The sequence below is a fragment of the Pseudomonas sp. ASL8 genome, from assembly GCF_056680355.1.
This window is the reverse complement of the sequence record NZ_CM155278.1, coordinates 2906114-2921418: the sequence shown is the minus strand read 5'-3', so window position 1 is coordinate 2921418 and position 15305 is coordinate 2906114. Positions and strand designations below refer to the sequence as shown.

General features: G+C 56.4%; 12 protein-coding genes. 6 read left to right on the top strand and 6 right to left on the bottom strand.

Annotated elements, in window-relative coordinates:
• Positions 1-122: 122 nt before the first annotated feature.
• Positions 123-851: a 4'-phosphopantetheinyl transferase family protein gene (locus AC1MEA_RS13390; protein ID WP_480416449.1), complete on the top strand. Its 729-nt coding sequence runs from the start codon at positions 123-125 to the stop codon at positions 849-851.
• 1 nt (position 852) lies between these two features.
• Here AC1MEA_RS13390 and AC1MEA_RS13385 read toward each other — a convergent pair whose 3' ends face one another.
• The gene (locus tag AC1MEA_RS13385) at positions 853-2463 is read right to left on the bottom strand and encodes an ATP-binding protein (RefSeq protein WP_449633606.1); all 1611 of its coding nucleotides are present in this window, start codon (positions 2461-2463) and stop codon (positions 853-855) included.
• 4 nt (positions 2464-2467) lie between these two features.
• Positions 2468-3208, bottom strand: a complete 741-nt coding sequence (locus AC1MEA_RS13380; RefSeq protein WP_219063962.1) for a response regulator — start codon at positions 3206-3208, stop codon at positions 2468-2470.
• A 723-nt stretch (positions 3209-3931) separates the two neighbouring features.
• Here AC1MEA_RS13380 and AC1MEA_RS13375 point away from each other — a divergent pair.
• The 4 genes from AC1MEA_RS13375 (at position 3932) to AC1MEA_RS13360 (ending at position 9653) form a co-directional block, all read left to right on the top strand.
• The gene (locus tag AC1MEA_RS13375; protein ID WP_219063963.1) at positions 3932-6820 is read left to right on the top strand and encodes a ribonucleoside-diphosphate reductase subunit alpha; all 2889 of its coding nucleotides are present in this window, start codon (positions 3932-3934) and stop codon (positions 6818-6820) included.
• A gap of 135 nt (positions 6821-6955) precedes the next feature.
• The gene (locus AC1MEA_RS13370; RefSeq protein WP_480416448.1) at positions 6956-7126 is read left to right on the top strand and encodes a YhfG family protein; all 171 of its coding nucleotides are present in this window, start codon (positions 6956-6958) and stop codon (positions 7124-7126) included.
• Positions 7126-7725 carry a putative adenosine monophosphate-protein transferase Fic gene (locus AC1MEA_RS13365; protein ID WP_480416447.1) on the top strand — a complete coding sequence of 200 codons (600 nt, stop codon included), beginning with the start codon at positions 7126-7128 and terminating at the stop codon, positions 7723-7725. The genes AC1MEA_RS13370 and AC1MEA_RS13365 overlap by 1 nt, the downstream gene beginning before the upstream one ends.
• A gap of 680 nt (positions 7726-8405) precedes the next feature.
• Positions 8406-9653: a ribonucleotide-diphosphate reductase subunit beta gene (locus AC1MEA_RS13360; protein WP_219063964.1), complete on the top strand. Its 1248-nt coding sequence runs from the start codon at positions 8406-8408 to the stop codon at positions 9651-9653.
• Positions 9654-9869: 216 nt separating this feature from the next.
• Here AC1MEA_RS13360 and AC1MEA_RS13355 read toward each other — a convergent pair whose 3' ends face one another.
• Positions 9870-11165: an McrC family protein gene (locus AC1MEA_RS13355; protein WP_480416446.1), complete on the bottom strand. Its 1296-nt coding sequence runs from the start codon at positions 11163-11165 to the stop codon at positions 9870-9872.
• The gene (locus AC1MEA_RS13350; RefSeq protein WP_480416445.1) at positions 11162-12505 is read right to left on the bottom strand and encodes an McrB family protein; all 1344 of its coding nucleotides are present in this window, start codon (positions 12503-12505) and stop codon (positions 11162-11164) included. The genes AC1MEA_RS13355 and AC1MEA_RS13350 overlap by 4 nt, the downstream gene beginning before the upstream one ends.
• A gap of 340 nt (positions 12506-12845) precedes the next feature.
• On the opposite strand from AC1MEA_RS13350, the gene AC1MEA_RS13345 reads away from it, so the two are divergent.
• Complete coding sequence (locus tag AC1MEA_RS13345) at positions 12846-14099, top strand: ferredoxin reductase family protein (RefSeq protein WP_480416444.1); 1254 nt, start codon at positions 12846-12848, stop codon at positions 14097-14099.
• Between the two features lie 108 nt (positions 14100-14207).
• Here the strand turns inward: AC1MEA_RS13345 and AC1MEA_RS13340 are convergent, their stop codons facing one another.
• Together AC1MEA_RS13340 and AC1MEA_RS13335 are read right to left on the bottom strand one after the other, a co-directional pair.
• Positions 14208-14651 (bottom strand): DNA-binding protein, encoded by a 444-nt coding sequence (locus AC1MEA_RS13340; RefSeq protein ID WP_330200366.1) that lies wholly within the window; start codon positions 14649-14651, stop codon positions 14208-14210.
• Entirely contained in the window at positions 14651-15241 is a 591-nt protein-coding gene (locus tag AC1MEA_RS13335; RefSeq protein ID WP_322181158.1) for a nucleotidyltransferase domain-containing protein, read from the bottom strand. The genes AC1MEA_RS13340 and AC1MEA_RS13335 overlap by 1 nt, the downstream gene beginning before the upstream one ends.
• Between the last annotated feature and the right edge of the window lie 64 nt (positions 15242-15305).

Here is a 15305-nt window from a genome sequence, read left to right as displayed (position 1 = left end):
AACGCGGTGTATCTGACACACCGCCTTCGCGGACAAGTCCGCTCCTACAATTAATCTGTGCTCGACGCAGCCACAACGACACCCCCTACCCAGCCCGCCTCCGACACTGCAAAATGCCAGGCATGACTCAGCCCCCAGTACTCCCCGCCTGTTGCCCCGTGCTCGACACCCATTGGCCGCTGCCCCAAACCCTGCCCGGCGTGGTGCTGGTCAGTGGCGCGTTCAATCCGCACCATCTGGCTGATGGCGATTTTCAGCGTTGCCTGATCGAATCACCCGACAGCATTCAGCGCTCCGTCGCCAAGCGTCAGGCCGAGTTTCTGGCGGGACGCCTTTGCGCTCGAGAAGCCTTGCAGCAGCTGGACGGCCGGCACTATGTGCCGAGCATCGGCGAAGACCGCGCGCCCGTCTGGCCAACAGATGTCCGGGGCTCGATTACCCACAGCCACGGCTGGGCGGCGGCCATTGTCGGCCACCAGCAGCAATGGCGCGGTCTGGGTCTGGACATGGAGCCCCTGCTAGACCACGAGCGCGCCCAGCGCCTGGCCGGGGAGATTTTGACTGACGACGAATTGCAACGCATGGCCGCCGGCCCGGATGCGCAGATTGCACTGCTGGTCACCCTGACCTTCTCTGTGAAAGAGAGCCTGTTCAAGGCGATCTACCCCCTCGTGCAAAAGCGTTTCTATTTCAAAGACGCGCAAGTGCTGGAGTGGTCAGACAGTGGCCGTGCCCGCCTGCGTTTGCAGATCGACCTGTCCGGCGAGTGGCGCAACGGCACCGAACTGGACGCGCAATTTCGCGTGGACAATGGCAAATTGCTGAGCCTGGTCAGCGTCGCGGCCCTGTGACTCAGGGCTTCTCCTGCTGACGCGGCCACGCCAGACTGAAGCAGGCGCCGCCTAGATTTTTGCTTTTACTGATCAGCGCCCGACCGTTGTGCCAGTAAATGATTCGCCGCACGATCGACAAGCCCAGGCCATGCCCGCCCGACGCCCGGGTGCGACTGTCGTCCAGACGCATGAAGGGCGTGAATATCCGTTCCCAAGCACTTTCCGGGACGCCGGGGCCGTCGTCCTCGATGTCGATGCGACAGCGTAACTGACCGACCTGATAACTGACGCTGACCCTGGATTCGGCGTGACGCATGGCGTTGCTCACCAGATTCTGCAAGGCCCGATGCAAATAGCGCGGCTCAGCCTCGACCCACGCCCCGTCGTTATCGGCCGCAGCCAAGCATTGCCCGCGCGTGACCGTGACATTGGCGCGCAAGGGTGCCAGCTCGGCAATCACCTGATTGACCAGTGCATCCAGATCGACGCGCTGAAAATTAAGGGTTGGCGAACCCTGCTCCAATCGCGCGTACGTCAGCATCTCGTCCACCAACTTGTCGAGGTCCTGAATATCGCTGTCCATGCCGAGCCTGTACTTATCCCGAGCCTCTTGCGTGGAGGCCTGGCCGATCATTTCCAGGCCAAAGCGCAAACGCGCCACCGGCGTGCGCAGTTCATGGGAGACCGCACGTACCAGCTCTCGCTGCATCGCCAGCGAACGTTGCAAATGCTCGGCCATGCCGTTGAACGCTGCCGCCAGCCGCCCAACCGAGTCAGCCCCAGCAGTGGGCACGCGGGTTTCCAGGCTGCCCTTGGCGATGCGGGTGGCGGCCGATTCCAGGCCCAAAAGGCGGCGCTCAAGCCGACGCACCAACAGGTAAACCACCACCCCGATAAAACACAGGCCCAGAAACGCAATCAGCACCAGCAGCTCAGGCGGGTAAGGGTTCATTTGGTAAAGGGGGCCGATCTCCAAGACCCACGGCGTGCCGACCATGCCGGCGAACACGCGGATCGAGTCACCGCCCTTGCCCAGCGCCATCACGGTATCGCCTTCATCGACCCGACGTCGCTGGTCCTCGTCGACATCCGCCTGCTCCAGGCGGATCAGACTGATGTCGAAACCAAAGCCCTTGTCCCGTTTCAGGGCGGCCAGGCGACTGGGCTGTTCATCGATGGGGAAGCGCACCAGTTCGTCGGTCAGCAGATAAATCGTCGCCCGCGCCAATTGCTCACTGATCTGCTGCACCTCCCCGGTCAACACCCACGGTTCCGCGTCGCTGACCAGCCGGAACACCTTGGCCGCATGAGGCCCGGTTTGTTCGACCACCACCTGCCCGCGCAGCAGGCGACTCTGGTCACCGCTGTCGAGATGGGCTTCACCGAGTGTTTGCAGGGTCAACGGAATCCCCAGCAAACGCTCCCAGACCGCCAGCGAACGATTGCGATCAATCGCGTTCATCGGTTGCAGGTTGTCGGCCATCAGAGTGAACGTGCCGTGGGCCAGGCGCTCGCGGTACTGCTCGCCGCGCACCTGGTTGACCAGATGCAGGGCCAGCACGCCGAGCAACGCCACTAGCACCAACACACCAAGCATGCCGCCGTAGATACGCAGGAAGATGGAGTTCATGGCGTCAGGTGTTCAGCACGTAACACGTCAGGTCTTGCGCCGCTTCCGGAACGAACAGGTACCCTTTGCTACGAATGGTCTTGATCAGGCGCGGATGAATCGGATCGTCGCCGATCTTGGGTCGAATCCGTGAGATACGGACATCGATTGAGCGGTCCTGACCGTCATAACCAAAGCCGCGCAAGGCCGTGAAGATCTCTTCGCGGGAAAGAATCCGCCCTGCGTTGGCCACCAGCAGCCATAACAAGTCGAACTCGGCGCTGGTCAATTCGATGCTGTTGCCTTGCAACCAGGCTTCGCGCAGGGCGTTGTCGACCACCAGCGGGCCGAACACCAGGCGCCGCGGGTTCGTCGCCGCCTCAGGCTCAGGCCCTTCGCTGCGCCGTAACAACGCATGAATGCGCGCCAACAACACACGAGGGTGCACCGGCTTGCAGACAAAATCATCGGCACCCATGTCCAGCCCCTGAATTTGATCGGTGTCATCGGTGCGCGCCGTGAGCATCAGAATCGGTCCGTCATAGCGATCGCGCACCTTGCGGCAAATGCTCAGGCCATCTTCACCGGGCAGCATCAGGTCGAGAATCACCAGATCCGGCTGCTCGGCGATGATGCGCTCAGCGGCGCAAGCACCATCACCTTCGAGGGTTACCCGCAGGCCATTACTCTGAAGGTAGTCACGGGTCAGTTCAGCCAGACGCTGATCATCCTCGACAATAAGCACCTGCCAGGCTTCTTGCTCCACGGGTTACCTCTGCTGCCATTGTTCTTATTAATAGAGACATCTTTTGTCGAATCATCGCGCAAAACACCCTGTGTCAGGGCGAGATCGAAGGCGATTGTAGCAACCGCTCGCGCCAAGCACACGACATGCCAAAATACCCTTGTTATCTGTGTTTTTTGTGATAGGGTTCGCGCCCGCAAAAACCCGCGAAAACAGTAAAAAGCAGTGACAAGCGGTGCAGTCCAGCAGCGGCGCGGCCTACAGCCGACTTCCCCGTTTCATACACAATATACCCACAGCTTTATCCACAATGACCACGTTGCAATCCATCCCCAAAACGCTTTATCTTGTATGTCGCGGCGAAAAAAACCCTACATGTAGGGTTTTCGACCAAAAACCAAACACATTTCAATCGAGAAACTCAAGCAGTTTTCTTGTGTCAGTTTGGTTGAACTTAAGCATTTTTCAGTACACCAACCGCTGATGCGGATGGCCGCTGCTCTGCCTCAATCATCGGGGCAAAACGGCACACGTGTTGCAACAAATAGCGAGCATCCTCCAAAAGATTTCCGGTAGCGGGCATTGGCCCGAAACCATCGACTTCAAAGCCAGGGAATGGCGGCAAAAGCCTTCCTTATCCGTTTTGAAGTCTTTCTAGCTGGCGTTTGTCGGCTGACTGCCTCAAGACGGAACGGTGGGCACGTATTCAGTGCCCAAACAAACATAGAGAACGTGGAGACACCCATGCAAACCGACACAACCCGCGAGAACCCGCAGGCCACTGCGCCGCAGGCTGGCGAATCCCATCAGGATCTGTCCGCTACGGCACCTGGTCAGCTGCGCGTGATCAAGCGCAACGGCACTGTCGTTCCTTACACCGATGACAAAATCACCGTCGCCATCACCAAAGCGTTTCTCGCAGTTGAGGGCGGCACCGCTGCCGCCTCGTCGCGTATCCACGATACCGTTGCGCGCCTGACCGAACAGGTCACTGCCACGTTCAAACGTCGCATGCCTTCGGGCGGCACTATCCACATCGAAGAAATCCAGGATCAGGTCGAACTGGCCCTGATGCGTGCCGGCGAACAGAAAGTCGCCCGCGACTACGTGATCTACCGTGATTCACGTGCCAAAGAGCGTGCTGTTCGCTCTATCGACGAACCAGTACAAGCGCACCCGTCGATCCGCATCACCCGCGCCGACGGCAGCCTTGCGCCGCTGGACATGGGTCGCCTGAACACCATCGTCACCGAGGCCTGCGAAGGTCTGGAAGAAGTCGATGCGAACCTGATCCAAAGCGAAACCCTGAAAAACCTCTACGACGGCGTAGCGCTGAAAGACGTCAACACCGCCCTGGTGATGACCGCGCGCACCCTGGTAGAGCGCGAGCCTAACTACTCGTTCGTGACTGCTCGCCTGCTGATGGACACCTTGCGTGCCGAAGGCTTGAGCTTCCTGGAAGTGGCCGACAGCGCCACTCACCACGAAATGGTCGACCTGTACGCCAAGGCTCTGCCGTCCTACATCGCCAAAGGCATTCAGCACGAATTGCTGAACCCGATTCTGGCCACCTTCGACCTGGAAAAACTGGGCAAGGCGATCAACCACGAGCGCGATCAGCAGTTCACCTACCTGGGCCTGCAAACCCTGTACGACCGTTACTTCATCCACAAGGATGGCGTGCGTTTCGAACTGCCACAGATCTTCTTCATGCGCGTGGCCATGGGCCTGGCGATCGAAGAGAAGAACAAAGAAGATCGCGCCATCGAGTTCTACAACCTGTTGTCGTCCTTCGACTACATGTCGTCGACCCCAACCCTGTTCAACGCCGGTACCCTGCGTCCACAGCTGTCCAGCTGCTACCTGACCACCGTACCGGATGACCTGTCGGGCATTTACCACGCCATCCACGACAACGCCATGCTGTCCAAATTCGCAGGCGGCCTGGGTAACGACTGGACGCCGGTTCGCGCGCTGGGCTCTTACATCAAGGGCACCAACGGCAAATCCCAGGGCGTCGTGCCGTTCCTCAAAGTAGTCAACGACACCGCAGTAGCAGTCAACCAGGGCGGCAAGCGCAAAGGCGCGGTCTGTGCTTACCTGGAAACCTGGCACATGGACATCGAAGAGTTCATCGAGCTGCGCAAGAACACCGGTGATGATCGTCGTCGTACCCACGACATGAACACCGCCAACTGGATCCCTGACCTGTTCATGAAGCGCGTCTTCGATGACGGCCAGTGGACCCTGTTCTCGCCCTCGGAAGTGCCAGACCTGCACGACCTGACCGGCAAGGCTTTCGAAGAGCGTTACGAGTACTACGAAGCCCTGTCCCAGTACCCAGGCAAAATCAAACTGTTCAAGACCATCCAGGCCAAAGATCTATGGCGCAAGATGCTCTCGATGCTGTTCGAAACCGGCCACCCATGGTTGACCTTCAAAGACCCGTGCAACCTGCGCAGCCCGCAGCAGCACGTCGGCGTGGTCCACAGCTCGAACCTGTGCACCGAAATCACCTTGAACACCAACAAGGACGAAATCGCCGTTTGCAACCTGGGCTCGATCAACCTGCCGAACCACATCGTCAACGGCAAGCTGGACACCGCCAAGCTTGAGCGCACCGTCAACACCGCCGTGCGCATGCTCGATAACGTGATCGACATCAACTACTACTCGGTGCCGCAAGCGAAGAACTCCAACTTCAAGCACCGTCCAGTCGGCTTGGGCATCATGGGCTTCCAGGACGCGCTGTACCTGCAGCACATCCCGTACGCCTCCGACGCTGCCGTCGAGTTCGCCGACCGCTCGATGGAAGCTGTCAGCTACTTCGCGATCCAGGCTTCCTGCGATCTGGCCGACGAGCGTGGCGCTTACGAGACGTTCCCGGGCTCGCTGTGGTCCAAAGGCATCCTGCCGCTGGATTCGCAACAGATCCTGATCGAACAACGTGGCCAGAAGTACATCGACGTTGACCTGAACGAAACCCTGGACTGGGCGCCTGTCCGTGCCCGTGTACAGAAAGGTATTCGTAACTCCAACATCATGGCCATCGCACCGACCGCGACCATCGCCAACATCACTGGCGTATCGCAGTCGATCGAACCGACGTATCAAAACCTGTACGTGAAATCGAACCTCTCCGGCGAGTTCACCGTGATCAACCCGTACCTGGTTCGCGACCTCAAGGCTCGCGACCTGTGGGACTCGGTCATGATCAACGACCTGAAGTACTACGATGGTTCCGTACAGCAAATCGACCGCATCCCACAGGAACTCAAAGACCTGTACGCCACCGCGTTCGAAGTCGACACCAAGTGGATCGTCGACGCCGCCAGCCGCCGCCAGAAATGGATCGACCAGGCGCAATCGCTGAACCTGTACATCGCCGGCGCATCGGGCAAAAAACTCGACGTGACCTACCGCATGGCTTGGTACCGTGGCCTGAAAACCACTTACTACCTCCGTGCCCTGGCCGCGACCAGCACCGAGAAGTCGACCATCAGCACCAGCAAGCTCAACGCAGTATCAAGCGGCAACCACGGCGACGACTCCGTACTCGCCGCCCCTGCCGGTCCAGCGCCAGTGCCTAAAGCCTGCGCTATTGATGAGCCGGATTGCGAAGCCTGCCAATAAGCTAGACGCCAGTCCGAACGCCCCCTCGCTGGGGGCTTCGGCCCTGCGGACAGCCGAACTCTCCCATTCCGCGCCTCGTCGATAACCTCCCCTTTCAGCTATACTGAGCGCCTTCCGAGCCTGGAGGCAGCGACCATGCCCAACCCCTCCCTTGCAGCCAAAAAAGCCTACTGCGCCAAAACGCGCAAATCCAACTACGCAGCCAGCCTGCGCCTGGAAGGTTTCGATACCACGCCACTCGACGCCGAACGCCCCCTCGCGTCGCGCGAAGAACTGCTGAAAACCTACCGCAACAAACAGGCCTGATGCTCGATAAGTACGGTGTTGGCCAGGATTCCTACTGCTATCCCGGCACAGCGATCCTGCGCAATACTCTTGGCCTAACCCACGAGCAAACGCTGGCAGAAGCAGAGCGCGCCCTTTCTGAAGTCGCCGCAGACGCCATCGAATTTGCACCACCGCCCTACGATCTCTCCTACCTGCAAAGCATCCACCGCCGACTGTTTGCTGACCTTTACGAATGGGCGGGAGAGTTGCGCACGGTCGACATATCCAAAGGCACGACCCATTTCTGCACAACCAGCCGCATCGAGCCCGAAGCTCAAAAGCTTTTCAGTTCGCTGGCCAAATCTAATGGGTTTGAAGGCTTGGACCGTTCAGCGCTCGTATCGGCGACCGCTGAGCTATTTGGCGACTTGAACGTTGTGCACCCCTTCAGAGAAGGCAACGGAAGGGCCCAACGAATCCTGTTCGAGCACATTGTCGTAAATGCCGGATACGAGATTAGCTGGTGGGAAGTAGATGCACAGGAATGGATCCAGGCAAACATTGATGCAGTGGTGTGCGATTACAGAGCGCTGACAGAAATATTTGAGCGGTGTATTGGGCGCCTGATCGAGGGATAATCGGTTTCAAACGAAGACTGCGCATCATGTGTTGATTCGTTATGAAATTTAAATCGCCGCTTACCGTCTGTCAGGTACGTTGACGGCCACATAAAACGCGTCAAGAGCTTCTGATCGAAAAAACCACGTGATATGGGGCTTTTGAGCGGACAGGACTCGGGTAAGAGCGTCTCCAAAAACTGCCCCATGTCATCACGTGCAGTTTTAACCAAATCTGGTGTTGCAACGTCAACCCGAAAAACTATATCGTGTGCCTCAAGATTAGAGCAAGCACTACATATGGGATTTAGACCCTCATTAATCGCCTTTTCGTCAAGTGATGAATGGATGACGTTCATGAGTCAAAACGTTAATCAAAATACAAGACAGATGGGTCGTAAGACACACGGACAATGCAAATTTCCGTATACTTGCGCCCCTCAACGAAGGACAAGAACATGACCACATGCGCTCACCAAGCCGGCGTCATTTACTCGGCCCCAGTACGCACGTTTCGTCAGCATTTTGCTCCTTGCGCGCGCAGTGGCCCTGGCGCTTAAAAGCGGCCGCCACGCCCCTCCGAACAATCAGATTTTCAGAGAGAAACCTCTCGACCGATTTACTGCCTGAGTGTTCTCACATCGGTAACCTATTAATCCAACTGGCCGCCAAGGCGGCCCTCAAGCAGGAGCCTCATCACCATGCTGAGCTGGGACGAATTCGATAAAGAAGACGGCGAAGTAGCCGCCAAAGCAACCAACGCCGGTCACGCCAACGAAGCCAACATGGACCGCCTCGACAGCGCGGGTGGCGCCGCCGCCCTCGCCGCCCGTGCAGTCACAAGCACCGACTCGGCCGCGATCATCCGCGCCAAGGCCGCCCTGGACAGCCTCGACGTCGCCGAAGGTCTGGCTGAACTCGAAGGCGCCAGCGCCCGGGTTGCCGTTGACGAAAAGATGATGATCAACTGCCGCGCCGACCTCAACCAACTGGTCCCGTTCAAATACGACTGGGCCTGGCAGAAGTACCTCGACGGCTGCGCAAACCACTGGATGCCGCAAGAAGTCAACATGACCGCCGACATCGCCGTCTGGCGTGATCCGGAAGGCCTGACCGACGACGAGCGCCGCATCGTCATGCGCAACCTCGGCTTCTTCTCCACCGCCGACTCCCTGGTTGCCAACAACCTGGTACTCGCCGTATACCGCCTGATCACCAACCCGGAGTGCCGCCAGTACATCCTGCGCCAGGCCTTCGAAGAAGCGATCCACACCCACGCCTACCAATACTGCATCGAATCGCTGGGCATGGACGAAGGCGAGATCTTCAACATGTACCACGAGATCCCGTCGGTCGCCAAAAAGGCAGCCTGGGGCCTCAAATACACCCGCTCGATCTCCGATCCGAAGTTCGAAACCGGCACCGTCGACACCGACAAAGAACTGCTACGCAACCTGATCGCCTACTACTGCGTGCTGGAAGGGATCTTCTTCTACTGCGGCTTCACCCAAATCCTCTCCATGGGCCGTCGCAACAAAATGACCGGCGTCGCCGAGCAGTTCCAATACATCCTGCGCGACGAATCCATGCACCTGAACTTCGGCATCGACGTGATCAACCAGATCAAAATCGAAAACCCACACCTGTGGGACGCTGAAATGAAGGAAGAAGCCAGCCAAATGATCCTCCAGGGCACCCAACTGGAAATCGAATACGCCCGCGACACCATGCCTCGCGGCGTACTGGGCATGAACGCGGCAATGATGGAGGACTACCTCAAATTCATCGCCAACCGTCGTTTGAGCCAGATCGGCTTGAAAGAAGAATACCCAGGCACAACCAACCCGTTCCCATGGATGAGCGAGATCATGGACTTGAAGAAAGAGAAAAACTTCTTCGAAACTCGGGTTATTGAATATCAAACGGGTGGGGCATTGAGCTGGGATTGATTGCTCGATTTGCTTAACTGATGTTTGAAGTGGAAAAGCCAGAAGCGGTTGCTTCTGGCTTTTTTGTTTGGGCTGACTCGGCAGTGATACACCCGACGCAAATCCCCTGTAGGAGCGGACTTGTCCGCGAAGACTGAGTGACAAACGCATAAAATTTCAATGACTTGAAACGGATCGAGAACGCCCAACAGCTTGGTATAAAGGGGAAGGAGTTATTTAGGCAGTGTGAGCAATGCACTGCTGAATAGACAAAGGCAATCCCTCTCCCCCAGCAATCAAAACCCCCTGTTCCAAATCAAAAGGCAAGACCCAAAGTTTGAGCTGTGGCGAGAACTCGAAAATCTCCAGCGGTTCGTTGAAAGTCGAACGCCTCGGGTAGATCAATACCAACACACCCTTCCCACCCAGATATTTATGCCCGTAGGCAAATAGCTGATAAAAATCAGATTGGCTTAGCCCGTAATTTTTATCACGAGCGGCGCTGTCCAGACGTTTCCATTTGGTGTCCAGCACCCAAATTTTTCCCTGATGGTGAACTATCAGGTCAGGGCGCAGCTGGAAGAAGTTTTTACCCATGTACTGACATAGGCATTCACTTCGAGCCTGAGTAACCAGCTTGGCATCACTAGGTAATGTCCGCTGCAAGCTTGCTGCAACGTAACGCTCAAATAGTTTTTCCATCGGGAACAGCAAGCTCATACCCTGCCAGTCTCCCGCGACGGCCAAGGGCATTTGCTGGTTGATGATAAGTTCACACCACGGTTTGACAGCCCGGTAGTGGGCCATCAGTCGATCTGAACTCCAGCGTATTAAGTCCTGCGCAACATGACGGCTTGCCGGGACCTCCAACAAGAGCGCTCGCAGCTCGTGAGACAGTCGCCAGTTGCTGGGGTCTTGCGTGGTTTTGCAGACGACGTCCAAGGCCAGTTTCAACAGCCGATTTTCTGGTCGATCCGGCAGGAAGACGTCGTGGCGGATTTGAAAATGGTGCTGACGACCCAGAGGTTGGCGCATCTGTCGAGTGACGTCGAGTTGACCGCGCAGGAAGCGCTGCTCTTCCTCGATGCGTTGGTAGTCGAAACGTATGCCACGTTTGATCAGGTGATCCAGCGCCTCTAGAAAACGGCGCATGACCCATTCGCTCAAGGGCGCATCGAAACGTTGCAGGTCGGCAACGCCCACTTCTCGGGTAGGTAAATCAAGCGACGCCTGAATCATGCGTTGCAACAAGGTACGGCTCCGTGCGATGCAGTCGCCTTGTTCGAAATGTTTGGGGAGGATTTCTATACGCGTGCCGCAAGGGGTTTCCAGCACGCCGACGTAGTTATCGAGTTTGAGATGGCGTCGGTCTTCAAGTAAGACCAGAGCCGCACCCGCTTGGCTGAAAGATGCGCTGAGCCTGCACAACCAATCGAACGCCGAGGTCGAAACTTGGGCCAGGTCGGGTGAAGGATGCTCAACGTGACTGGTGGTCAGTCGAGCATATTCGCGGACCGTAATTGAGTGCTTCACCCGGCAAGGCTGCTCAGCGTCCGAGGAGTCTTCGCAACATGATCGCAATCAATCACGCCTAGGTACGCCTCAACTCGCATAAAAGCGTCCCGATTTAGCACCCAGCGCTCATTCTGCTGACTGATTGCAACTTGGTCGCCAAATAGCCAATCAAGATCCTGACTGGGTTGCAGTAGGAAACGATTCTCAGTGGACTTGCGCTGATCGTTCAGCACCCATTGAATGCGCTGCCAATCCTCAAAGAAGTACTCCTGAAGTAACGGCAGGACTTGCTCACGAAAGATCAGAGCCAAACGCTCTAGCGAATTGTCCTCTTTCAGCGGCATAAAATAGGCATGCCCTAAACAATGATCACGATCCAAAAGCACAGCGATGCGCTCGTTCATGATGTGTAGCAGTTGGGCAATGTCAATGCCCTCTACGCTCACGCCAGCAAGAAGCTCAGGCTCAGGTGGCACCTCGATAAAAGTGAAGCGGCGACGTAGCGCAATGTCTAACGCGGCAAGAGACCGATCAGCAGTGTTCATGGTACCGACTAGATAGACGTTGTCAGGTACGCTGAAGCACTTCTTCGAATACGGCAGCATAACTTCCAGTGCTTCGGCAGCCCCAGCGCGTTTGGATGGTTCAATGAGTGTGATCAGTTCGCCGAATATCCGCGAAATATTCCCTCGGTTGATCTCATCTATGATCAGGACTTTAGCGGGCTTTTTCTGCGATGGACTCGGCTCGAATAAGCCCGACTCTGACTGGCCAACCATGTGCTTAACCATAGAAGGCAAAAAATTCTTGTAACCGTTTACCAAGAACGGATCGAGCGTCGAGTCAGGCACTTTCTTGTCCCACGCGCTATTACCGAGATCCTCAATAGTTAACTTTTCGTCCCGAACATACGTAGCGAGCGCGTTCAGCATGCTCATACCGATGGCCAGATGCTTACCTTGAGGTTTCTCTAGTTCAACCGCGTCGACTGAGGCGTCAATAACGGTGTAGCCCGTCCCGAAACGATCTCCAACTTTGAAAGCTCGATAGCCGCCGTCCGCTGACTCACAAAGACTTTTGAAGACCCCGGAGACGACTTCGTATCGAAGCTGACCGTCCTTACCGCTTTCAGCGCGTAGTCCTTCGACAAAGTCCTCGTAGCTGAAGCTCTGGTGGAAGGTCACGAAACGGACATCACCTACGTTGACCAACTCGTCGAAACGCCTTTTCAGAGCTGCACGGTCAGTTCTATGGGCATCGAGAAATGATAGATCAAGGATCTGCAAAGCCGCTTCGACGGTCGCATAGGTTTTCCCCGTACCGGGTGGGCCGAAGAAAATCTGGTTGAGCGAAGCCATTGCGGACGGTCCTTGTAGGATATGTCCGACAACAGTATCTAGATTGCCATCATGGGTAAAGTCATAGAGGTCCGTTAGCAAAGAAGGACACCCGGCTAGTTGTTACGTAGCAGCCATCCGACTTGTCAAACCATTGAATCCGCCCTTCCACGCCCCATAAAGCCCGTTCCAGAGCCTCGCGCCGATTATGATGCCTGACTAAAGCGATGACCGAGGTCAGGGTCACACAGCACTCAATGCCGTAACATGTCCTACTTCAATTCTGCTTTCTCCCGGTTTTTGCCGGTCAGTATTTATTCAGAATTATCGTTAAAGCCGTAAATGGCTGGAGCATGCGTCCTTGAAAAGCTGGCACTGTATCGTTGGTATTCTGCTGATCACGGCAATGACCCTGCTCATCGAGATTCCCTCCGACACTTGGCTGACCTCGGCGACGCTTAGTCTGATTCTAGGCACTGCGGCGTTGGCCTATATGGCGGTTGCCGCCTTGCTGGCCAGTCGCTCGCGGGCCGTTGAGGTTTTGTTCGGGGGCCTGGATCGGGTCTATGAAACCCATAAATGGTTGGGTATTTGGGCGCTGGTGTTTGCCTCTTACCATTTTGTGTTCAAGGCCAATCTGGACGTCTGGCACAGCGTGCCGATCCTTGAGATGTCTAAATACTGGACGCGCCTGGTGCGCCAACTGAGTTACGTGGCGCTGGGCATGATTGTGTTGCTCGCCTTGAACCGGAATATCCCTTATGGCCTGTGGCGCTGGTGGCACAAGCTGTCGGGCCCGCTGTTTGTGATCGTCATCCTGCATTGGCTGAGCTTCAAGTCGCCTATGACGTTGAGCAATCCTGCCGGCCTCTGGTTGGCGCTGCTGTGTGGCGCGGGTGTACTCGCGGCGTTCTACAAACTGCTGCTTTACCCCTTCATCGCTACCGCTGGCGAATACAAGGTGTCGGCCGTTTCCCTCGGCAAGAATTCCCTGAGCCTGGAGCTTGAGCCGATCCATAGCGGCTTTACGTTCAGGGCTGGGCAGTTTGCGTTCCTGGCCATGAAGGAGAAAGGCTTGCGCGAGCCTCACCCCTTCACTATTGCTGCCGCCCATTCCGAGAGTGGACGTATCAAGTTTGTGATCCGCGCCTTGGGGGACTACACGCAGAAACTGCGCGAGCAGGTCAAGGTTGGGATGCTGGCGGATATCTATGCACCGTACGGACGCTTCAAGCGTCAGCCCGGTGCGCAGCGGGAAATCTGGATCGGCGGAGGTGTCGGTATTTCGCCATTTATCTCTTGGCTGCAGGACACGTCTGCCGGCCACTTCGACAATGCCACTCTGGTCTATTGCTTTAATCCGTCGCGGGCATTCCCGAGCGTCGAGCTTTTGCAAGGTATGGCCGAAAAGCGTGGGGTCCAGTTCGTTAGCAATGGCGGGGGTGCCGATCAGTTGGCTGAAACCGTGCGTCAGGCAGCCACCCAGACAGATCCGGCACAGATCCACGTTAGCTTCTGTGGTCCCAAGGGCTTGATGTCACGCGTCCGTGAACTGATGCGCGAAAGCGGGATTCCTGAAGGCAATCTCCACTACGAATTTTTTGAGTTCCGCTGAAGCGAAGTCATGGCTAAAAACCACCTCACTCGGCGATCTCTTCACCATCGCTGGCGAAGTCCCATGATGGGTGGACACAGTGATTGCTCAATCCATGCAACACGCCACTCACCCAACCAAATGTCGTTTGTTAGCGTTCAGCCAATGCTCAACCTGGACTAGCAAAGCCCGAGCATGAGCGATTGCTTCCAGCGCCATGCTTTCACTAACCGGATCTCCAGAGTAGTCACTGACATTGCGCTGCTTGCGAAGACCATCCAGGACGATCATGGTTTTCGCATCCAGACCAATAGTCAGAGGCAAGCTCTGGATCATCGTCTGATGATGTCCGGGCTTGCTCGTCAACGTTCGATACCCATTGGCCTGCAGAGCCGAGTTGGCAGCTTGCATGATGGCTTTGTACGCCATGTCGAAACGACCTTCGCTACTCATGTTCGTCAACTGAGCATCTGCCAGGCTGCGCCGTGCCGCATCCATCAAGCGGCTGATGCTCGCGGCATCAGGCTCGACCTTCTCCAGTGACAGTCCCAACAAATTCGCCAACGTCATCATTAAGCCTCATCAACCACCAGATCTTGCTGATGCCCAATCACAAATAGCTTTGGCTTGCTCAACACGTCCCGCACAAACGCGCCCTTCTCTTCTATTAGGCGGCGCCATTCACTGATCGAGTACTGCTTGGGATTAATCTCCCTGCCGAGCGCCTCCTGAAGCGGATAGAGGTGGGTAATCAAGTCGCTGAACCTTGCGTCACCGATAACCATCAGATCGATGTCACTGCTTGAACCCGCTTTGCCGCTGGCCATGGAGCCGAATACAAAAGCCACCTTGATAGAATCTGCCAGCGGTTCCAGCGCTTCTGCCAGCGACTGAATCCAACCCTCCGTTTTGCGAAGGATACTGGCTAACTCTTCGAAAACCGGACATTCCAGATTAGCTTTGTATTGCACTTGGTTACCGACACGCATTTTTTCCAGCAAACCCGCTTCCACCATCTTGGCTAGCTCACGACTCAGGGTGCCTGAAATGGTATCGGTGAGACGGGCAATCTCACGTTGGTGATAACGTTCGTCGGGGTGGAGCAACAACAACGCCAGCACCTTTCTGCGGTAATCGGAAAATAGAAACGTACTCAGCGACATGGCAACGCCCTTATATGCTGCTTTTAAGGCAGCAATTGAAGCCTAAAAAGCAGCAATATTCAAG